The 17,419-nt window shown below is 62.6% G+C and carries 15 protein-coding genes and 1 pseudogene; 7 read left to right on the top strand and 9 right to left on the bottom strand.

Features of this window, described 5'->3' with window-relative positions; translation table 11 throughout:
• The 9 genes and pseudogenes from RMO18_RS13270 to RMO18_RS13310 form a co-directional block, all read right to left on the bottom strand.
• A pseudogene (locus RMO18_RS13270) lies at positions 1 to 754 on the bottom strand (mannitol dehydrogenase family protein); the annotation flags it as partial.
• 2 nt (positions 755 to 756) lie between these two features.
• Positions 757 to 1,524 (bottom strand): L-iditol 2-dehydrogenase, encoded by a 768-nt coding sequence (locus RMO18_RS13275; protein ID WP_309666499.1) that lies wholly within the window; start codon positions 1,522 to 1,524, stop codon positions 757 to 759.
• Positions 1,521 to 2,522: an ABC transporter ATP-binding protein gene (locus RMO18_RS13280; protein WP_309666500.1), complete on the bottom strand. Its 1,002-nt coding sequence runs from the start codon at positions 2,520 to 2,522 to the stop codon at positions 1,521 to 1,523. The genes RMO18_RS13275 and RMO18_RS13280 overlap by 4 nt, the downstream gene beginning before the upstream one ends.
• Before the next feature lie 7 nt (positions 2,523 to 2,529).
• Complete coding sequence (locus RMO18_RS13285) at positions 2,530 to 3,360, bottom strand: carbohydrate ABC transporter permease (RefSeq protein ID WP_309666501.1); 831 nt, start codon at positions 3,358 to 3,360, stop codon at positions 2,530 to 2,532.
• Between the two features lie 13 nt (positions 3,361 to 3,373).
• A complete protein-coding gene (locus RMO18_RS13290; RefSeq protein ID WP_309666502.1) occupies positions 3,374 to 4,246 on the bottom strand; it encodes a sugar ABC transporter permease in 873 nt (290 codons plus the stop codon).
• Between the two features lie 149 nt (positions 4,247 to 4,395).
• A complete protein-coding gene (locus tag RMO18_RS13295) occupies positions 4,396 to 5,709 on the bottom strand; it encodes a sugar ABC transporter substrate-binding protein (protein WP_309666503.1) in 1,314 nt (437 codons plus the stop codon).
• Between the two features lie 104 nt (positions 5,710 to 5,813).
• Positions 5,814 to 6,770, bottom strand: a complete 957-nt coding sequence (locus RMO18_RS13300; RefSeq protein ID WP_309666504.1) for a sugar-binding transcriptional regulator — start codon at positions 6,768 to 6,770, stop codon at positions 5,814 to 5,816.
• Entirely contained in the window at positions 6,767 to 7,450 is a 684-nt protein-coding gene (locus RMO18_RS13305; protein WP_309666505.1) for an HAD family hydrolase, read from the bottom strand. Before RMO18_RS13305 ends, RMO18_RS13300 begins: the two co-directional genes overlap by 4 nt.
• 335 nt (positions 7,451 to 7,785) lie before the next feature.
• Complete coding sequence (locus RMO18_RS13310) at positions 7,786 to 9,171, bottom strand: serine/threonine-protein kinase (RefSeq protein WP_309666507.1); 1,386 nt, start codon at positions 9,169 to 9,171, stop codon at positions 7,786 to 7,788.
• A 569-nt stretch (positions 9,172 to 9,740) separates the two neighbouring features.
• On the opposite strand from RMO18_RS13310, the gene RMO18_RS13315 reads away from it, so the two are divergent.
• From RMO18_RS13315 to RMO18_RS13345, 7 genes are all read left to right on the top strand, one after another.
• Positions 9,741 to 10,739 (top strand): Gfo/Idh/MocA family oxidoreductase, encoded by a 999-nt coding sequence (locus RMO18_RS13315; RefSeq protein ID WP_309666508.1) that lies wholly within the window; start codon positions 9,741 to 9,743, stop codon positions 10,737 to 10,739.
• Complete coding sequence (locus RMO18_RS13320) at positions 10,739 to 12,310, top strand: CoA-transferase (protein WP_309666509.1); 1,572 nt, start codon at positions 10,739 to 10,741, stop codon at positions 12,308 to 12,310. Before RMO18_RS13315 ends, RMO18_RS13320 begins: the two co-directional genes overlap by 1 nt.
• A complete protein-coding gene (locus RMO18_RS13325) occupies positions 12,307 to 13,074 on the top strand; it encodes an enoyl-CoA hydratase/isomerase family protein (protein ID WP_309666510.1) in 768 nt (255 codons plus the stop codon). The genes RMO18_RS13320 and RMO18_RS13325 overlap by 4 nt, the downstream gene beginning before the upstream one ends.
• Positions 13,071 to 14,603, top strand: coding sequence for an aldehyde dehydrogenase family protein (locus tag RMO18_RS13330; RefSeq protein WP_309666511.1), 1,533 nt, complete (start codon positions 13,071 to 13,073; stop codon positions 14,601 to 14,603). The genes RMO18_RS13325 and RMO18_RS13330 overlap by 4 nt, the downstream gene beginning before the upstream one ends.
• A 48-nt stretch (positions 14,604 to 14,651) precedes the next feature.
• On the top strand, positions 14,652 to 15,902 hold the full coding sequence (locus RMO18_RS13335; RefSeq protein ID WP_309666514.1) for an ABC transporter substrate-binding protein: 1,251 nt from the start codon (positions 14,652 to 14,654) through the stop codon (positions 15,900 to 15,902).
• 49 nt (positions 15,903 to 15,951) lie between these two features.
• Positions 15,952 to 16,845, top strand: a complete 894-nt coding sequence (locus RMO18_RS13340) for a sugar ABC transporter permease (RefSeq protein ID WP_309666515.1) — start codon at positions 15,952 to 15,954, stop codon at positions 16,843 to 16,845.
• On the top strand, positions 16,842 to 17,419 hold a 578-nt coding region (locus RMO18_RS13345; RefSeq protein WP_309666517.1), incomplete at its 3' end, for a carbohydrate ABC transporter permease. The genes RMO18_RS13340 and RMO18_RS13345, both read left to right, overlap by 4 nt.

Raw genomic sequence — 17,419 nt, forward strand, 5'->3', positions numbered from 1 at the left:
CCTCCAGCACCCACTGGCGGAACGGCTCGCAGGTCACCGGCACCGGGTCGGTCAGGCCGAAAGCCGCAGCCATGTCGCGTTCGCGCGGGCCGGTGGCGGGGGTGATGCGGTCAACCATGCCGTTCGGGAACGCCACGTTGGCGGCGATCCAATCGGCCAGCGCGGGGTCACTGAGGCGGGCAAGGCCGGTCACAGCGGATAGGGTCACATGGCCGTTGCCGGGAAGGTTGTCGCAGGACATCACGGTGAAGGGTGCGGTTCCAGCAGCGCGGCGGGCCTTCAGCGCGGCGATGATCGCGCCAAAGGCGGTGCGGTGCGGGTTGGCTGCATCGGCTGCGATTTCGGGGGCAGCGGGGTCGAACCTGCCGGTGGCGGGGTCGATGAAATAACCGCCTTCGGTGACGGTGAGCGAGACGATGCGGATCTCTGGCCGGGTCATCGCGGCGATCAGGGCGGCGTTGTCAGGTTCCACTGGCAGAAAGTCGATCATCGCGCCGATGCGGCGGGCAGAGCGGCCCGAGGGATCAAGCTCGATCACGGTGGAAAGGCAATCCTGCGCCTTCAGCGCCTCGCGCATGCGGGCGTCGCCCTCGCGCACACCTGCGCCGAGGATGGCCCAGTCATGGCCCACACCAAGCGCAAACAGGTCGTCAAGGTAGACGGCCATATGCGCGCGATGAAAGTTGCCAAGGCCGATGTGGACAATGCCGGGGGTCAGCTTGTTGCGATCATAGGCGGGCAGCGAAGGGGTCATGGTCAGGCCATCCAATTGCCGCCGTCCACGCCGAAGCATTGGGCGACGATGTATTTCGCTTCTGGTGTCGCAAGGAAGATTGCCATGCCGGTCAGGTCCGCAGCGGTGCCCATGCGGCCAAAGGGAACGGCCCCGCCTACTTCGCGCTTTTTCTGGCCGGGGGCCTTGTTTTCGTACTTGGCGAAGAAGGCATCGACGCCGTCCCAATGCTCGCCATCGACCACGCCGGGGGCGATGGCGTTGACGTTGATGCCGTGGCGGATCAGATCAAGGCCCGCTGATTGGGTCAGCGAAATGACCGCGGCCTTGGTGGCGCAATAGACCGCGACGAGGGCTTCGCCGCGCCTGCCGGCCTGGCTGGCCATATTGATGATGGTGCCCGATCCGCGCGGGGTCATGTGGCGGGCGGCGGCTTGCAGGCAAAAGAGGGTGCCCGCAACATTCACTGCAAACAGGCGGTCATAATCGGCGCGGGTGATCTCGACGATCGGGGCGGCCGAGAAGAGGGCCGCGTTGTTGATCAGGATATCCAGATGCCCCATCCGGGCGATAGCGGCGGCGAACCCTGCGTCGATGCTGTCTTGCCGCGTCACATCCATCTGCACCGCAAACGCCTGTGGGCCAAGCTCGGCCACCGCCTTGGCGACGGCGCCTTCGTTGATATCGGCAAGCGCCACGGTTGCACCTTCGGCGATGTAGGCGCGGGCAAATTCGAACCCGATGCCACGTGCAGCCCCGGTGATGAGTGCGGTCTTGCCTGCCAGTCTCATGCCATCGTCTTTCCGTCCGGGCCGAAGCGGTGAATCCTGCCCGCTTGGGGGGTGAGATAAACCGTATCGCCATGTTTCAGGGCGACGTCGCCAGACGCGCGCACCGTCATCGAACCGTGGCCCGCAACAGCCACATGCAGGAAGGTGTCAGAACCCAACCGTTCGGTGACAGAGACTTTGCCGGTCCATTTGCCCGCTGTGGTGGAGATATCCAGATGTTCCGGCCGCACGCCGATGGTATTGGCGCCTTCCGCTTGCGCATCCGGACCCTCGACCAAGTTCATTCTTGGGCTGCCGATAAAGCCCGCGACAAACACGTTGGCCGGGTTGTTATAAAGCTCCAAAGGGCTGCCGACCTGTTCGATCAGACCGGCCTGCAGCACGACGATCTTGTCGGCCATGGTCATCGCCTCGACCTGATCATGGGTCACATAGATCATGGTGGTCTTCAGCGACTGGTGCAGTTCGGTGATTTCCAGACGCATGTTTCCACGCAGGGCGGCGTCAAGGTTGGACAGCGGCTCGTCGAAAAGGAATGCCGCCGGTTCGCGCACGATGGCCCGCCCGATGGCCACACGCTGGCGCTGCCCGCCCGAAAGCTGCCCAGGGCGTCGGTCAAGATAGCTGGTCAGGTTCAGAACCTTGGCAGCCGCATCAACCTTTTTGTCGATGTCAGCGACGCTCATCCCCGCCATCTTCAACGGAAAGGCGATGTTCTTGCGTACCGACATATGCGGATAAAGCGCGTAGGACTGGAACACCATCGCAAGGCCACGCTTGGCGGGCGGCAGGCTGGTCGCGTCCTTGCCGTCAATGGATATGGACCCCGAAGTGGTATCTTCCAGCCCGGCGATCAGTCGCAAAAGCGTGGACTTGCCGCAGCCGGAAGGGCCGACAAACACGACAAACTCACCATCCCTGATGTCAAGATCGACGCCGGGAATGACATGCACGTCGCCAAACGACTTGCGCACCTGCTTTAGCGTGATCTGTCCCATGTTTCCCTCACTTCACCGCGCCAAAAGTCAGGCCGCGGACCAATTGTTTCTGGCTAAACCAGCCAACGATAAGGATCGGCGCAATCGCCATCGTGCTGGCCGCGCTGAGTTTCGCATAGAACAACCCCTGCGGTGCCGAGAAGCTGGCGATGAAAGCCGACAGGGGGGCGGCGTTCACGGTGGTCAAGGTGATTGTCCAAAACGCCTCATTCCACGCCAGAATGATGTTCAGAAGCATTGTCGAGGCGATCCCGGGCACCGCCATGGGCGTCAGGATATAGAAGATCTCGTTCTTCAAAGACGCCCCGTCCATCCGTGCCGCCTCAAGGATTTCGCCAGGGATTTCCTTGAAGTAGGTGTAGAGCATCCAGATGATGATCGGCAGGTTCATCAGCATCAGCGCCAGGATCAGCCCGACCTTGGTGTCGAACAGCCCGGTCCGTTGGAACAAAAGATACATCGGAATCAGCACGCCGACCGCCGGCATCATTTTGGTGGACAGCATCCACATCAACAGATCCTTCGTCCGCTTGCCGGGCGCGAAAGCCATCGACCATGCGGCAGGGATCGCAATGGCAAGGCCCAGAAGCGTGGAGCCGAGCGATATCACCACCGAATTCCAGAAGAACCGTGGATAATCAGACCGTTGCCAAACCTCGACGTAATTCTCCAGCGTCCAGTCCGCACCCAGAAACTCCGGCGGAGAGGCGACGGCACTGACCTCGGTCTTGAAGCTGGTCAGGATCGTCCACAGCACTGGAAAGAAAATCAGCAGACCCACAGCCCAGGCCGCTGCGGTGTAGCCGATCTTTTGCTTGGTGGTGACGGCGCGGGCCATGATGCGTTTCCCTTCAGGCGTCCAGATGCTTGCCGATGGCACGCATCAGGAAGACGGCTACGATATTGGCAAGGATGACGGCAATTATCCCCCCGGCGGCGGCACGGCCGATGTCCTTGGCGATCAGCGCCTGTTTGTAGATCATGTAGGGCAGCGTGGTAGAGGCTGATCCGGGCCCACCTTGGGTGGTGGTGAAAATCTCGCCAAAGATGCCCAGCAGGAAAATGGTCTGAATCAGGATGACCACGGTGATCGCCCGGCTGAGGTGCGGCAGCACAAGATAGCGAAAGCGCGAGAAGGCTGACGCGCCATCCATCTCGGCCGCTTCCATCTGCTCGGACGACATGGATTGCAGGGCGGTCAGCAAGATCAACGTGGCAAACGGCAACCATTCCCACGACACGATGAAGATCACCGAGGCCATCGGATAACTTTCCAGATACAGGATCGGCTCTGTCCCGAGCCCCCGCGACACGGCGGCCAGCAACCCGTTCTGCGGGTGCATGAACAGGTTTTCCCAGATCGACGCGGCGACGGGTGGCATGATGAAGAAGGGAGAGATGACCAGGATCCGCAGCGGCCCCTGACCCCAGATCGGCTGGTCGATCAGGATGGCAATCAAGACCCCCAAGACCACCGTGATGATCAGCACGCCGCCGACAAGCAGCAAGGTATTGACGATGGCCGTCCAGAAATCGGGCGAGTTCAGGAACCACATGTAATTGTTGAACCCGACCCAGCCCGTGCGCTCGGGCGACAGCAACCGGTATAGGCGGAAGGAAAAATAGATCGTCATCGCCAGCGGCACGATCATCCAGATGAACAGCAAGATGACCGACGGTGCCACCATCAAACGGGCAGCAGCGCGGGTGCTTTGAGTGGACATGGCGGTGCTCTCCCTGGAACGGTGTAAACGGGCGGGCCAACTGTCAGCGAACGGGAAAACGGCTCGACGCCCAAGATCGTCCGGCGTCAAAGGGGGGGACCGGTCCGGTATATGGACCGGTCCCCCGATACTCGCAACAGAACTGATAGTTACTTGATGTAGCCTGCCGAAGTCATCTCTTCGGTGGCCAGGGCCTGAGCTTCGGCCAAGGCTTCATCCACGGTTTTCTGTCCGGCAAGTGCGGCCGAGAAGATTTCGCCAACCGAGGTTGCAAGGCCCGCAAACTCCGGGATCGCCACGAACTGCACGCCGACATAAGGCACCGGCTTGGTGGCTGGGTTGGTCGGGTCAGCCGCGTTGATCGAGTCGATCGTCATCTTGGCGAACGGCAGGGCTGCATATTCCGGGTTGGCGTAAAGAGAGATACGCGTTCCGGGAGGAGCGGCTGCCCAGCCTTCTTTCGACGCAACAAGTGCGATGTAGTCCTTGTTGGTTGCCCAGTTAACGAATGCCTTGGCGGCATCCTTGTTGTCAGACGACGATGGGATGGCCAAAGACCATGCCCACAGCCAGTTTGCCCGCTTGCCAAGACCCATGTCGGGGGCCAAAGCGAAGCCAACCTTGTCGGCAAACTCGGATTGCTTGGGGTCGATCAGCGCGCCTGCTGATACGGTGGCATCCATGCGCATAGCGCATTTGCCTTGCAGCGACAGGGTCAGGTTCTCGTTGTAGCCGTTGTTCGATGCGCCGGGCGGGCCGTATTTTGTCAGCAACTCGACATAGTCGGTCATCACTGCCTTCCACTCTGGCTGGTCGAACTGCGGCTTCCAGTTTTCATCGAACCAACGCGCACCGTAGGAGTTGGCCATCGTGGTCAGGAAGGCCATGTTTTCGCCCCAGCCGGCCTTGCCGCGCAGGCAGATGCCGTAGATGCCAGCTTCTGTGTCCGTCATCGCAGCCGCAGCGGCCTTGATGTCATCCCAGGTTGGCGCGTCTGGAATGGTGATGCCAGCCTTTTCAGCCAGATCCTTGCGGTAGTTCACAAACGACGATTCACCATAGAAAGGCGATGCCAGCAGGTTGCCGTCCACCGTCAAGCCGCCACGGATGGCTGGCAGAAGGTCGTCGATGTCATAGTCTGCGGGCAAATCGTTCAGGCTTTCCAGCCAGCCTTGCTTGCCCCAGATCGGAACTTCATAGGTGCCGATCGTCACAACGTCATACTGACCACCACCTGTGGCGATGTCGTTGGTGACATTCTGGCGCAGGACGTTTTCTTCCAGTGTCACCCACTCGACTTTGATGTCGGGGTTCTTGGCATAGAAGTCGTCCATCAGCCCTTGCATGCGGATCATGTCACCGTTGTTCACGGTGGCCACGGTGATGGTGGTTTCGGCCAATGCAGCCCCCGCAAGGGCAAGCGAAACCGTCGCGCCCAAAAGCGCGCGAAGCGAAAGTGTCATTTGATCCTCCCTGATCAGCGTATGAGCAAATCATCGCTAAGTGAGTAAATGCTCACATGAGTATACGAGTCGTCAAGCCCCTTCTTTCGCTGCATTTGCAGCCATCAGCGGCGCGCTAAAAGGGCGGCGGCAGTGGGCTCATCTGTAACCAAGCCGTTGATGATACGTGATTGTAGGGCTGCGTGGATGGCAGGCACCTTCGATGCGCCCGCAGCAATTCCGATGGAGGGCCGATCAAGCCCCGGTGCCACGCGGACCCCACCCGTGCGCCGGTTGGTGCCAACATCCAGGTAGTCCCCGCGCTGGTCATAGACCCAACCGGCGACTTCGCCAGTGGCGCCAGCAGCCTGCATGTCATCCAGTTCGGCCCGCGTGACAAAGCCGTCGGCCAAAAGCGGCGCGTCATCCGACATCTGCCCGACGCCGACAAACACCACGTCGGCGCGACGGGCCAGATCAACCACCTTCTGCACCGGGGGCAGCGCATGAAAAGCCGCGTTTTCCTCGGCGGTGGTGGAAATCACTGGCACCGGCATCGGATAATGCGGCGCGCGCACCTTGTCGGCAATGCGCATCACCACATCGAAAAAGCTGGCAGAACCGTCGGGGGCGATATTGCCGATCAGCGACACAAGGCGATGCTGATCGGCGTCCATCTCGACCATCGCGTCGACCATGCCGCGCATCGCGCGCCCGGTGCCAAGCCCGATCACCAGCGGGTCGGGCATGCGCAAGAACCGCTCCAGTTCCGCCGCCGCGGCCGAGGCGATGGCACGCACCCCATCGGTGCCAGGCCCAAGGCCGGGGCAGACCCGGCAGCGTAGTAACCCAAAGCGGGCGGTCAGTGCTGCCTCCAGATCAAGGCAGACGCCGATGCGGTGATTGAGGCGGACCTGGATCAGCCCTTCGGTCATCGCGCGCGACACCAGCCGCTGTGCGCGCTGTCGGCTAACGCCAAGCTCGGCGGCAATCTGGTCCTGTGTCAGCCCACCCACATAATACAGCCATCCGGCGCGCGCCGCCTCGTCGTGCAACGTGGGATCAAGGTCTGGCTTGCTCATGGATGTCTCGCGAGGTCGGAGCCTGAATTGAAGAAGTCGGCGAAGCGGTCGAAGCGGCGGTGCGGGCGGGCGTCGAAGGGGTCTTCGTCGGGTGTGTCCGTCGTGGTGCGGCCGGAAAAGTGGCTGCCCCCGGTAAAGCGCCACACTTGCATCCCGGCGGCAAGGGCGGCGCGCACCCCCGTCAGGCTATCTTCGATCACCAGGGTGCGGGCCGGATCGGCCTGCATTTCAGCGGCGGCAAACAGGAACAGATCGGGCGCGGGCTTGCCTTGCGCCACCTGCGACGCGGTGAACAAGCGCGGCCCAACCGCATCACGCAACCCGGTCAGCGACAGCGACATCTCGGCCCGCCGGGGCGATGAGGAGGTGGCCACGCACCAGGGCGTCGCCAGACCGGACAAAACCTCGGTGACCCCCGGCATCACCTTCAGGTCGCGGCGGAACCCGTCCAGCAAGCGTTCGCGATACAGGTCCTCAAAATCGGCTGGCAGGTCCAGATCAAACTCGCGCCGGATCTGTGCCATCACCGTCGGATAGCTGCGCCCAAGAAAGTTGCGCGCCACATAGTCAAGGTCGATGTCCACGCCCAGCCGCGACAGTTCGGCAATCAACATCCGGGCGCTGATGATTTCACTGTCGATCAACACGCCGTCACAGTCGAAGATGACCAGATCGAACACCCTGAAGCCCCCTGCTTTGCCCTTGAGGGATCATTCTGCGGGGCGCGTGTCAACCGGCAGTGCGGCGGACGATGCTTTGCGATCAGGTCACGGGTGGTGACAAAGCCAGCGGCAATGCGGCACGGAAATCGGTCAGCCGGCGCATCCTCGGATGTTGTCCGGCGTCATCGGTCTTGGGACATCGGCCGGATCCTATTGAGCCACCCGGCACAGCCGTTGCCAGTGTGGCAGGCTTTGTCGCGCCAAGTGCCAGCGATCCTGCGGCCATGCTCTCCGTCAGCGCCGGAGGCAGGATCGACTGTCATGCTTTCAAGGCCACATCGCGCGGAACCGCATCAATCCGCGATGATCGACGTACCGCCCGTTTCACCCTTCGCCACGGCGGCAGAAACCTTGTTGCCCGCACCGTGGGGTGGCACGGACGGCCTTGGTTTGGGGCTGCTGGTTTCAAACCCTGCCACGGTCTGCTGCGGCACCTTATGCTCAAGCGACCAGACGCCAAGCCCGATGGTCAAGGCCAACAACGATGCCACGCCAGAAAGCACTGGAATGCTCAGCTTCCGCGCAGTGCGGGACTGAACCGCCGGAGCGACCGGTGCTGGGGCCGTCATGAAACGGCGCGACATCAGGCGCTTTGGAAACGGTGGCGGCACCAGAACCAGCGGCACGACCTGCGCGGTTGGCCCTGCGGCCTCTGCCTCGCCAAGGGCGATAATGTCGAGCCATTCCTTTGCCGTCTGCAGACGGTCCTTCGGCAACACGCGCACCGCCTTGTCGATGGCTTCCAGAAACTGCGGCGGATAGCCTTCAAACGCGCCTGTCAGCGGCCGATAGGGGTCTTCGCGCCCCTCGGCGATTGCGGCAAGACGACGCTGGCTTTCGGGTGGGGCTTCGCCAGCGATGATGTGCACGAACGTCGCTGCCAGCGCATAGAGATCACTGTAGGTTCCCTGCGCCGCGCCGGTGAGATAGAACTCCTGCGGCGAGTAGCCGTCCTTCACCACCCGGCGCGCCGACATCACCCGGCTGGCCCGCGTTGCCTGTTCGCGCGCGGCGCCAAAGTCGATAAGGATCGGTTGCTTGTTGTGATCCACCAGAATGTTGTCGGGCGAGATGTCGCGGTGCAACATGCCGGACTGATGCACGAAGTCGACGGCCCCGAGCACCTTTTTCAACAATCCCACAACTTCAGCCGGGGTGAACGGTTCCGCGTTCTCTTCCAGAATATCAAGCAGGTCTTTGCCGTTGATATAGTCGATCGCCATGTAGGCGGTGTCGTTGTCTTCAAAGACCTGATGCACGCCTACGATGCTGGGATGCACCAACTTTGACAGGCTGTGCGCCTCTTGCACGAACAGCCGCACGATGGTGCGGAATTCGCCCTGATGCGCGCGGGACCGGGCACGCACGGTGTTGCCGCTGCGCCGGCACAGCGCGTTGGGAAAGCACTCCTTGATCACGACAGTCCGGTCGAGCGAATTCTTCGCAAGATAGGTGATGCCGAAGCCGCCGCTGTTGAGATAGCTGATGATGGTAAACTGGCCTTGCAGCAAGGTGCTGCCTTGCTTCAGCTCGTCGACGAACGTGTCTGGCGTAAGTTCCGGCTCGGCAAATGCCTCTTCCTGCACTTGCGGTTTCGTGACCAACTTCGGTTCGCGCTGCGAAACCACGGTTCTGGTCCACACCGGTGCAACTTTGGCTGCTCTGTTAAATCGGATCATTTCCGTCCGCCGTTCCTGTTAACGCATGCGTTCACACAACCTTAGGTAACATTCAAGCAGTTACACTTGCATGAAACAAGGCAGCAATTCGCTATTATTTGGTCAATCTTACGGCGAGTATTTTAGCCAATGCCCCAGAAACGGCTCATTGTGGCCTAAGTTGGAAACAGAGTCGCGGAAAACACTGTTATTGATAGAATTTCACGTACCAAACTACACCAGGACAGGCCAGAACTGCATCAATCATGCATGCAAAAAATTAAACATTGTTGCCGTAGTTTGAGGTCTGAGCGGACAAAGTTAGGCTGATGATGCGATGTGTTGATGGCTACAGGCCCTACAACTCAAGGATGCAGCGTCAGGTCCAGCCCGAATCGCTAGGTTGCGCCCCGAGGGGCTGGGTCGATTCCAAGCCGGGCGATCTCGCAAGTCCCGAATGTCCAGACCGGGGAAATCCGCCGCTTCCAAAAACGTGCCTGACAGCGACGCACGCAGCATCTAGGGGGCGATTGACTCCTTTGGATCGTTCCATTAAAGAAATTGGAATGATCCAAATTTGAGGCGAAAAGATGCACTGGGGCTTGATCGGGGCAAGTACCATAGCGAGCGAGCACATGGTCGCCGCGTTGCGCGCCACCAAAGCTGCGCCCCGGTGGGTGGTCAGCGGTTCGGCTGACCATGCCGATGCCTTTGCCCGCACGCATCGGATCGAGCGGGCCACCACCCGTCTGCAAGACGTGTTGTCTGACCGCGACGTGCAGGCCGTCTATATCTCTTCCACCAATGAAAAGCACCGCGAACAGGCGCTAGCAGCGATTGCTGCGGGCAAGCATGTGCTGTGCGAAAAGCCGCTGGCAATGACGGTGGCCGAGGCCGCCGAGATGGTGCACGCGGCTGCGGCTGCGGGGGTCGTGCTGGCCACCAACCACCACTTGCGCAACGCCGGCAGCCATCTGGCAATCCGGGCGCTGATTGCCGACGGGCGGATTGGCAAGATCCTGTCGCTGCGCCTGCACCATGCGGTGCATTTGCCGCCACACCTGCAAGGCTGGCGGATCAATGACGCGGGCGCGGGTGGCGGGGTGATCCCCGACATCACGGTGCATGACGCCGATACCGCCAGGTTCCTCACCGGCGAAGATCCGGCCCATGTCGTGGCACAAGCGGGCGTGTCCGGCATGGGGCAGGGGGTTGAGGATTCGGTGATGTCGGTCTGGACCCTGCCCTCGGGCGCGATGGTGATGGCGCATGAAAGCTTTACCCATGCCTTCGCCGGGACGGGGCTGGAGGTGCATGGCACCGCAGGCTCGATCTTCGCGACCGGCGTGATGACACAGCGCCCGGTGGGCGAGGTGGTTCTGGTCACCGCTGCGGGGCGCGAGGCGGTGCCGTTCTCACCGCATGATCTTTACCAGCGTGGCGTCGCGGCCTTTGTAAATGCGGTGCGTGGCACGGGCGCCCCAGCGGCAGACGGGCGCGATGGCGTCAAGTCTCTGGCCATCGCACTGGCGGTGCGCGAGGCGGCGGTCACTGGCGCGCGCGTCAATGTCGGGTACGGGGGGCTCTGATGAACAAGCTGGTTTCCGCGGCAGAGGCCGCAGCCCGCATTCCCGACGGCGCAGTGGTGACGATTTCCTCATCCTCGGCCCTTGGTTGCCCTGACAAGGTGCTGGCCGCCATCGGCGCGCGCTTTGACGCCGAAGGGCATCCGCGCGGGCTGACCACGCTCAACCCCATCGCGGCGGGCGACATGTATGGCGTCAAGGGCATCGACCATATCGCCAAGGACGGGCTTTTGCGGCGGATCATCGCGGGGTCTTACCCGTCCGGCTCCTCCAACCTGCCAATGCCCGAGATCTGGAAGATGATCGTCGAGGACCGGATCGAGGCCTATAACGGGCCCTCCGGCATCCTCTTCGTCATGCACCGCGATGTCGCCGCCCGTCGCCCCGGTGTCTTCACCAAAGTCGGGCTGGAAACCTTCGTTGACCCGCAGCGCGAAGGCTGTGCGATGAACGCCGCCGCCGCCAAGGCCCCGATCGTGCGGCGCGAAGATTTCGGCGGCCAGACCTGGCTGCATTTCCCGAACATCGTGCCGAACGTCTGCATCCTGCGCGCCACCACGGCGGATGAACGCGGCAACCTAACTTATGAGCATGAAGGCGCCTATCTCGGCGGTCTGGATCAGGCCATCGCCGTGCGCAACCACGGCGGGCTGGTGATAGCACAGGTCAAGCGGATGACGGCGGCGGGGTCGTTGCGCCCGCATGATGTACGGGTGCCGGGGCATCTGGTCGATCTGATCGTGCTTGACCCCGACCAGAAACAGACCACCGAAACCCCCTATGACCCGGCGATCTCGGGCGAGGTGATGCGGCCCTGGGCCAGCTTTAAACTGGCAGACCACGGGGTGGAAAAGGTGATCGCCCGGCGCGCGGCGATGGAACTGCGCGGCGGCATGGTCGCCAACCTCGGTTTCGGGATTTCTGCCATGGTGCCGCGGGTGTTGCTGGAGGAGGGGCATCCGCAAGCGGTGACCTGGGCCATCGAACAGGGCGCCGTGGGCGGCATGCCGCTGACCGGCTTTGCCTTCGGCTGCGCCTCCAACGCCGATGCCTTCATGCCTTCGCCCAACCAGTTCACCTATTTTCAGGGCGGCGGGTTTGACATGTCCTTCCTCAGCTTCCTCGAGGTGGATGTGGCCGGCAACGTCAACGTCTCCAAGCTGGGCAAGAAGCCTTACCTGACCGCAGGCTGCGGCGGGTTTGTGGATATCACCGCCCATGCCAGGAAAATCATCTTCTCCGGCTGGTTCGAGGCGGGGGCAGAGATTGCACTGGCGGCGGATGGCCTGCGCGTGGTCAAACCCGGCAAGTTCCCCAAATTCGTCGAAGCGGTGGAACATGTGACTTTCGCCGGCCAACGCGCCCGGGCAACCGGGCAGGAGGTGCTTTATGTCACCGAACGCTGCGTGATCCGGCTGGACGCCCAGGGCCTGATCGCCACCGAAGTGATGCCGGGCATCGACGCCGCGCGCGATATCATCGCCGCCTCGCAAGGCCGGGTGCGGGTGGCGGCGGATGCCGTGCCGATGCCACTGGCCTTGCTGGGGCAGGGGCCGATGGGGTGGCTGCCATGAGTACGGTGCACCTCATCCTGCGCGGCCCGGTGGCGGAGCTGCGGCTGGACAACCCGGCCAAGCTGAACGCGCTGACCGTGGGCATGCTGGCAGAGCTGGCAGCACACCTTGACCTGATCGAGCGACGGCCCGAGCTGGCCTGCGTTCTGCTGACCGCTGAAGGCGAGCGCGCCTTTTGCACCGGGGCCGACATCACCGCCTGGGCCGACCTGCCCCCTGCCGACTTCGCGCGCCACTGGGTGCGCGACGGGCACCGGATTTTCGACCGGCTGGCGCGGTTGGCCAAGCCCACGATTGCGGTCCTCACGGGCCATGCGTTTGGCGGCGGGCTGGAGCTTGCTGCCTCCTGTGACATCCGGGTGATGGTGCCGCATGCTAGCCTCGCTCTCCCCGAGGCGGGCGTGGGCATCGTCCCCGGATGGTCCGGAACCCAGCGGCTGATGCGGCTGTTGCCGGAACCGGTGGTCAAGGAAATGGCGCTGTTCGGGCGGCGGCTGTCGGCGGACCGCGCGCTGGCCTTGGGCTTTGTCGCCGAAGTGGCCGAAGATCCGCGCGCGCTGGCCGAAAGCATCGCCGCCCGGGTGGCGGAAACCTCGCCCCGTGCGGTCGAGGTGGCGAAGTTCATGATCCATGCCGGCTGCGGCGAAGACCCTGCCGCGATGATCGAGGCGCTGGGTTCGGGCATGATCGCGGCCAGCGCCGACCGGGCCGAGGGCGTCGCGGCCTTTCGCGCCAAACGCAAACCAGAATTTCCGGGGAAATGACGATGCAAGATCTGACCGTGATCGCCGCCAGTGGCATCGCTTTGCCGGACCAGCCATTCCACGGGCGGCACCTGATCAGCGGCCATTGGCAAGACAGCGCCGATGCCGCCACCTTTGACCGCGTATCCCCCGCGCATGGGCTGGTGGTCAGCCGGTCGGCCCTTGGCGGCGCGGCCGAAGCGCAAGCCGCGATTGCAGCGGCACGGGCGGCGTTTGACAGCGGCGTCTGGTCGCGCATCACCGGCAAGGCGCGGGCGGCACTCCTGTTGCGCGTGGCCGATCTGATCGAGGCGAATGTCGAGCGGATCGCGGTTCTGGAAACGCTGGAAAGCGGCAAGCCGATCAGCCAGTCGCGCGGCGAGGTTTCCGGCGCGGCCGACCTCTGGCGCTATGCCGCCTCCCTCGCCCGCAACATCACCGGCGACAGTCACAACACTCTTGGCCCCGACATGCTGGGGGTGATCCTGAAGGAACCCATCGGCGTCGTCGCGGTGATCACGCCCTGGAACTTTCCGTTCTGGATTCTCAGCCAGAAACTGCCGTTTGCGCTGGCGGCGGGCTGCACCTGCGTGGTCAAACCCTCGGAAATGACGCCCTCATCCACCGTGATGATGGGCGAACTTCTGATCGAGGCGGGCCTGCCCGCCGGCGTGGTGAACATCGTTCTGGGCTTTGGCCAGCCGGTCGGCACAACGCTCGCCAGCCACCCGGATGTCGACATGGTCACCTTCACCGGGTCCACTGCGGTGGGCAAGGCGATCTCGGTCGCTGCCAGCGCCACGCTGAAAAAGGTGGCGCTGGAACTGGGCGGCAAGAACCCGCAGGTGATCTTCCCCGATGCCGATCTGGACAGTGCGGCCGATGCGGTGACCTTCGGCATCTACTTCAACGCCGGCGAGTGCTGCAATTCCGGCAGCCGCATCCTGGTGCATGAAGACATCGCCGAGGCGTTTGTCGCGAAAGTCACCGCCCTGTCACGCCAGGTGGCGTTTGGCGATCCGATGAACCCCGACACGCAAGTCGGCGCGATGATCTCGCCCGCGCATCAGGGCAAGGTCGATGCCTACGTGAAGGCGGCGGTGGCGGCGGGGGCAAAGGTCACGCTCGGCGGTGGCGCGCTGCAGGTTCCCGGCATGGGCGGGCAGTTCTACCAGCCCACCGTGGTGTCAGGCGTGACACCAGAAATGGCCATCGCGCGGGATGAGGTGTTCGGCCCGGTGCTGGCCTGCCTGACCTTTTGCAGCATGGACGAGGCGGTGGCCCTGGCCAATGACGCCGCCTACGGGCTGAGTGCAGGCGTGTGGAGCGACAGCGTTCACACCTGCCTTGATTTCGCGCGCCGGGTGCAGGCGGGCACGATCTGGACCAACACCTGGATGGACGGCTTTCCCGAAATGACCTTTGGCGGCTTCAAGCAGTCAGGGCAGGGGCGCGAGATCGGGCGCTATGGGTTGGAGGAGTTTCTTGAGATCAAGACGGTCGCAATGCGCATCGGGCGTACCCGGCCGAATTGGGTGAAGACCCGCTGAGCATCGCTTGGCGGTACGACCAGTCAACGCAAATTCGTGGAGGAATACATGCGTGGATATCTTGGAACGGCACTGACGACGGCGGCGGCATTGGTGCTGTCGACGTCATTGGTGAAAGCGGCAGATGTAGAGGTGCTGCACTGGTGGACCTCGGGTGGCGAGGCTGCGGCCCTGAACGTGCTGAAGGATGATCTGGCGGGCAAGGGCACCGGCTGGGCCGACATGCCCGTGGCCGGGGGCGGCGGCGAGGCGGCGATGACCACCCTGCGCGCCCGCGTCACCGCAGGCAACCCGCCGACAGCGGTGCAGATGCTTGGCTTTGACATTCAGGACTGGGCCAAGGAAAGCGCGCTTGCCGACCTGACCGAAACCGCCAAAGCTGAAGGCTGGGACAAAGTGGTGCCCGCCGCGTTGCAGGCCTTCTCGACCTATGATGGCAAATGGGTTGCGGCCCCGGTGAACGTGCATTCCACCAACTGGGTCTGGATCAGCAAATCCGCCCTTGATGCTGCTGGCGGCAAGGCACCCGAGACGTGGGAAGAACTGGTTGCGGTTCTGGACGCGATGAAGGCGAACGGCATCACGCCTTTGGCCCATGGCGGACAAGCCTGGCAAGAAGCCACGATGTTTGACGCGGTTGTGCTCAGCCTCGGCGCCGATTTCTACAAGGCCGCGATGATCGACCTCGATCCGGCTGCCTTGGGTGGCGAAAAGATGGTCGAGGCGTTCAACCGAATGGCCACCTTGCGGTCTTACGTCGACGACAACTTCTCGGGCCGCGACTGGAACCTGGCTTCGGCCATGGTGATCAACGGCGAGGCCGGCATGCAGATGATGGGCGACTGGGCCAAGGGCGAGTTTCTCAAGGCCGGCAAAGTTCCCGGCGTGGATTTCGTCTGCATCCGGTTCCCCGGCACGCAAGGCATGGTGACCTTCAACTCTGACCAGTTCGCCATGTTCAAGCAGACCGATGCGGGCATGCAGGACGCACAGGTCCAGATGGCCAAGGCGATCATGGACCCGGCCTTCCAGTCGGCGTTCAACGTGGTCAAAGGCTCGGTCCCCGCGCGCACCGACGTGCCAGACACAGCGTTCGACGATTGCGGCAAGAAGGGCATCAAGGATCTGGCCGAAGCCAACACGAACGGCACGCTGTTCGGCTCCATGGCGCATGGCCACGCTGCCCCTGCGGCCATCAAGAACGCGCTTTACGACGTGGTCACCGCGCATTTCAACGGCGAGTATGACGCGGCCACCGCTGCCACCGAACTTGCCGCTGCGGTCGAAGCGGCGAAGTGAACGGATGGGGGCGGTCTTCGGGCCGCCCCTGCCTTTGGGAGGGGGGATCATGGCAACCACATCGGTCGATTTTCGCACGCGCCTGCAGGACTGGATACCAAAGCTGGTGCTGTCGCCATCTTTGGCGGCGATCCTGATCTTCGTTTACGGCTTCATCCTCTACACCGTCTATCTGTCGTTCACCGACAGCAAGATGCTGCCCTCCTACGACCTGATCGGCTGGGAGAATTATTCCCGCCTCTGGGGCCTGTCCCATTGGATCACCGCCATCACCAACCTTGGCATCTTCGCCACGCTCTACATCGTGATCTGCACGCTGATCGGGCTGATGCTGGCGATTTTCCTGGATCAGAAGATCCGTGGCGAAGGCTTTCTGCGCCCGATCTACCTCTACCCGATGGCGCTCAGCTTCATCGTCACCGGGACGGCGTGGAAATGGTTTCTCGACCCCGGCATCGGGCTTGAACACACCATGCACCTCTGGGGCTGGGAAAGCTTCAGCTTCACCTGGATCAAGGACCGCGACATGGCGATCTACACTGTCGTGTTGGCGGCGGTCTGGCAGACGTCGGGCTTTGTGATGGCGATGTTTCTCGCCGGTCTGCGCGGCATCGACAACGAGATCCTGAAAGCCGCCCAGATCGACGGGGCGTCGAACTGGCAGTTGTACCGGCGCATCGTGATTCCGCTTTTGCGCCCGGCGTTCCTGTCAGCCTTCGTGATCCTCAGCCACCTTGCAATCAAGTCCTATGACCTTGTCATCGCCCTTACCGGCGGCGGGCCGGGGCGGGCCACCGAACTGCCCGCGACCTTCATGTATTCCTACACCTTCACCCGCAATTCGATGGGGATCGGTTCGGCAAGTGCGGTGATCATGCTGATGACCATCGCCGCGATCATGATCCCCTACCTCTACGCCGAACTGAAGGAGAAGGGCCAATGACCGCTGCCACCCAAGACACCGCTGTTCGCACCGGAGGCGTCGCGCGGACCTTCATCTATCTGGTCTTGCTGCTGTTCGCGCTGTTCTACCTGCTGCCGTTCTTCGTGATGCTGACCAACAGCCTGAAACCCTTGTCCGAAATCACCGGCGGTAACATGATGTCCCTGCCGCAGCACTGGACGCTGGACCCCTGGCGCTCCGCCTGGTCCACCGCCCAGATCGGGGTGGAACCGACGGGCCTCAAGCCCTACTTCCTCAACTCGATCCTGATGGTGGTGCCCGCCGTGGCGATTTCCACCGTGCTCGGTGCGCTGAACGGCTATGTGCTGACGAAATGGCGGTTTCGCGGCGATACGATCCTGTTCGGGCTGATGCTGTTTGCCTGTTTCATCCCGTTCCAGATTGTTTTGATCCCGATGGCGGGGATGCTGGGCATGATGGGGTTGGCGGGGTCCACCACCGGCCTGATCATGGTCCATGTGGTCTACGGCCTTGGCTTCACCACGCTTTACTTCCGCAACTACTACGCGGCTTTCCCGACCGAACTGGTCAAGGCCGCAATGATCGACGGGGC

The sequence above is a fragment of the Tabrizicola sp. genome (assembly GCF_031377265.1).
Taxonomy (GTDB): Bacteria; Pseudomonadota; Alphaproteobacteria; order Rhodobacterales; family Rhodobacteraceae; genus JAUYQR01.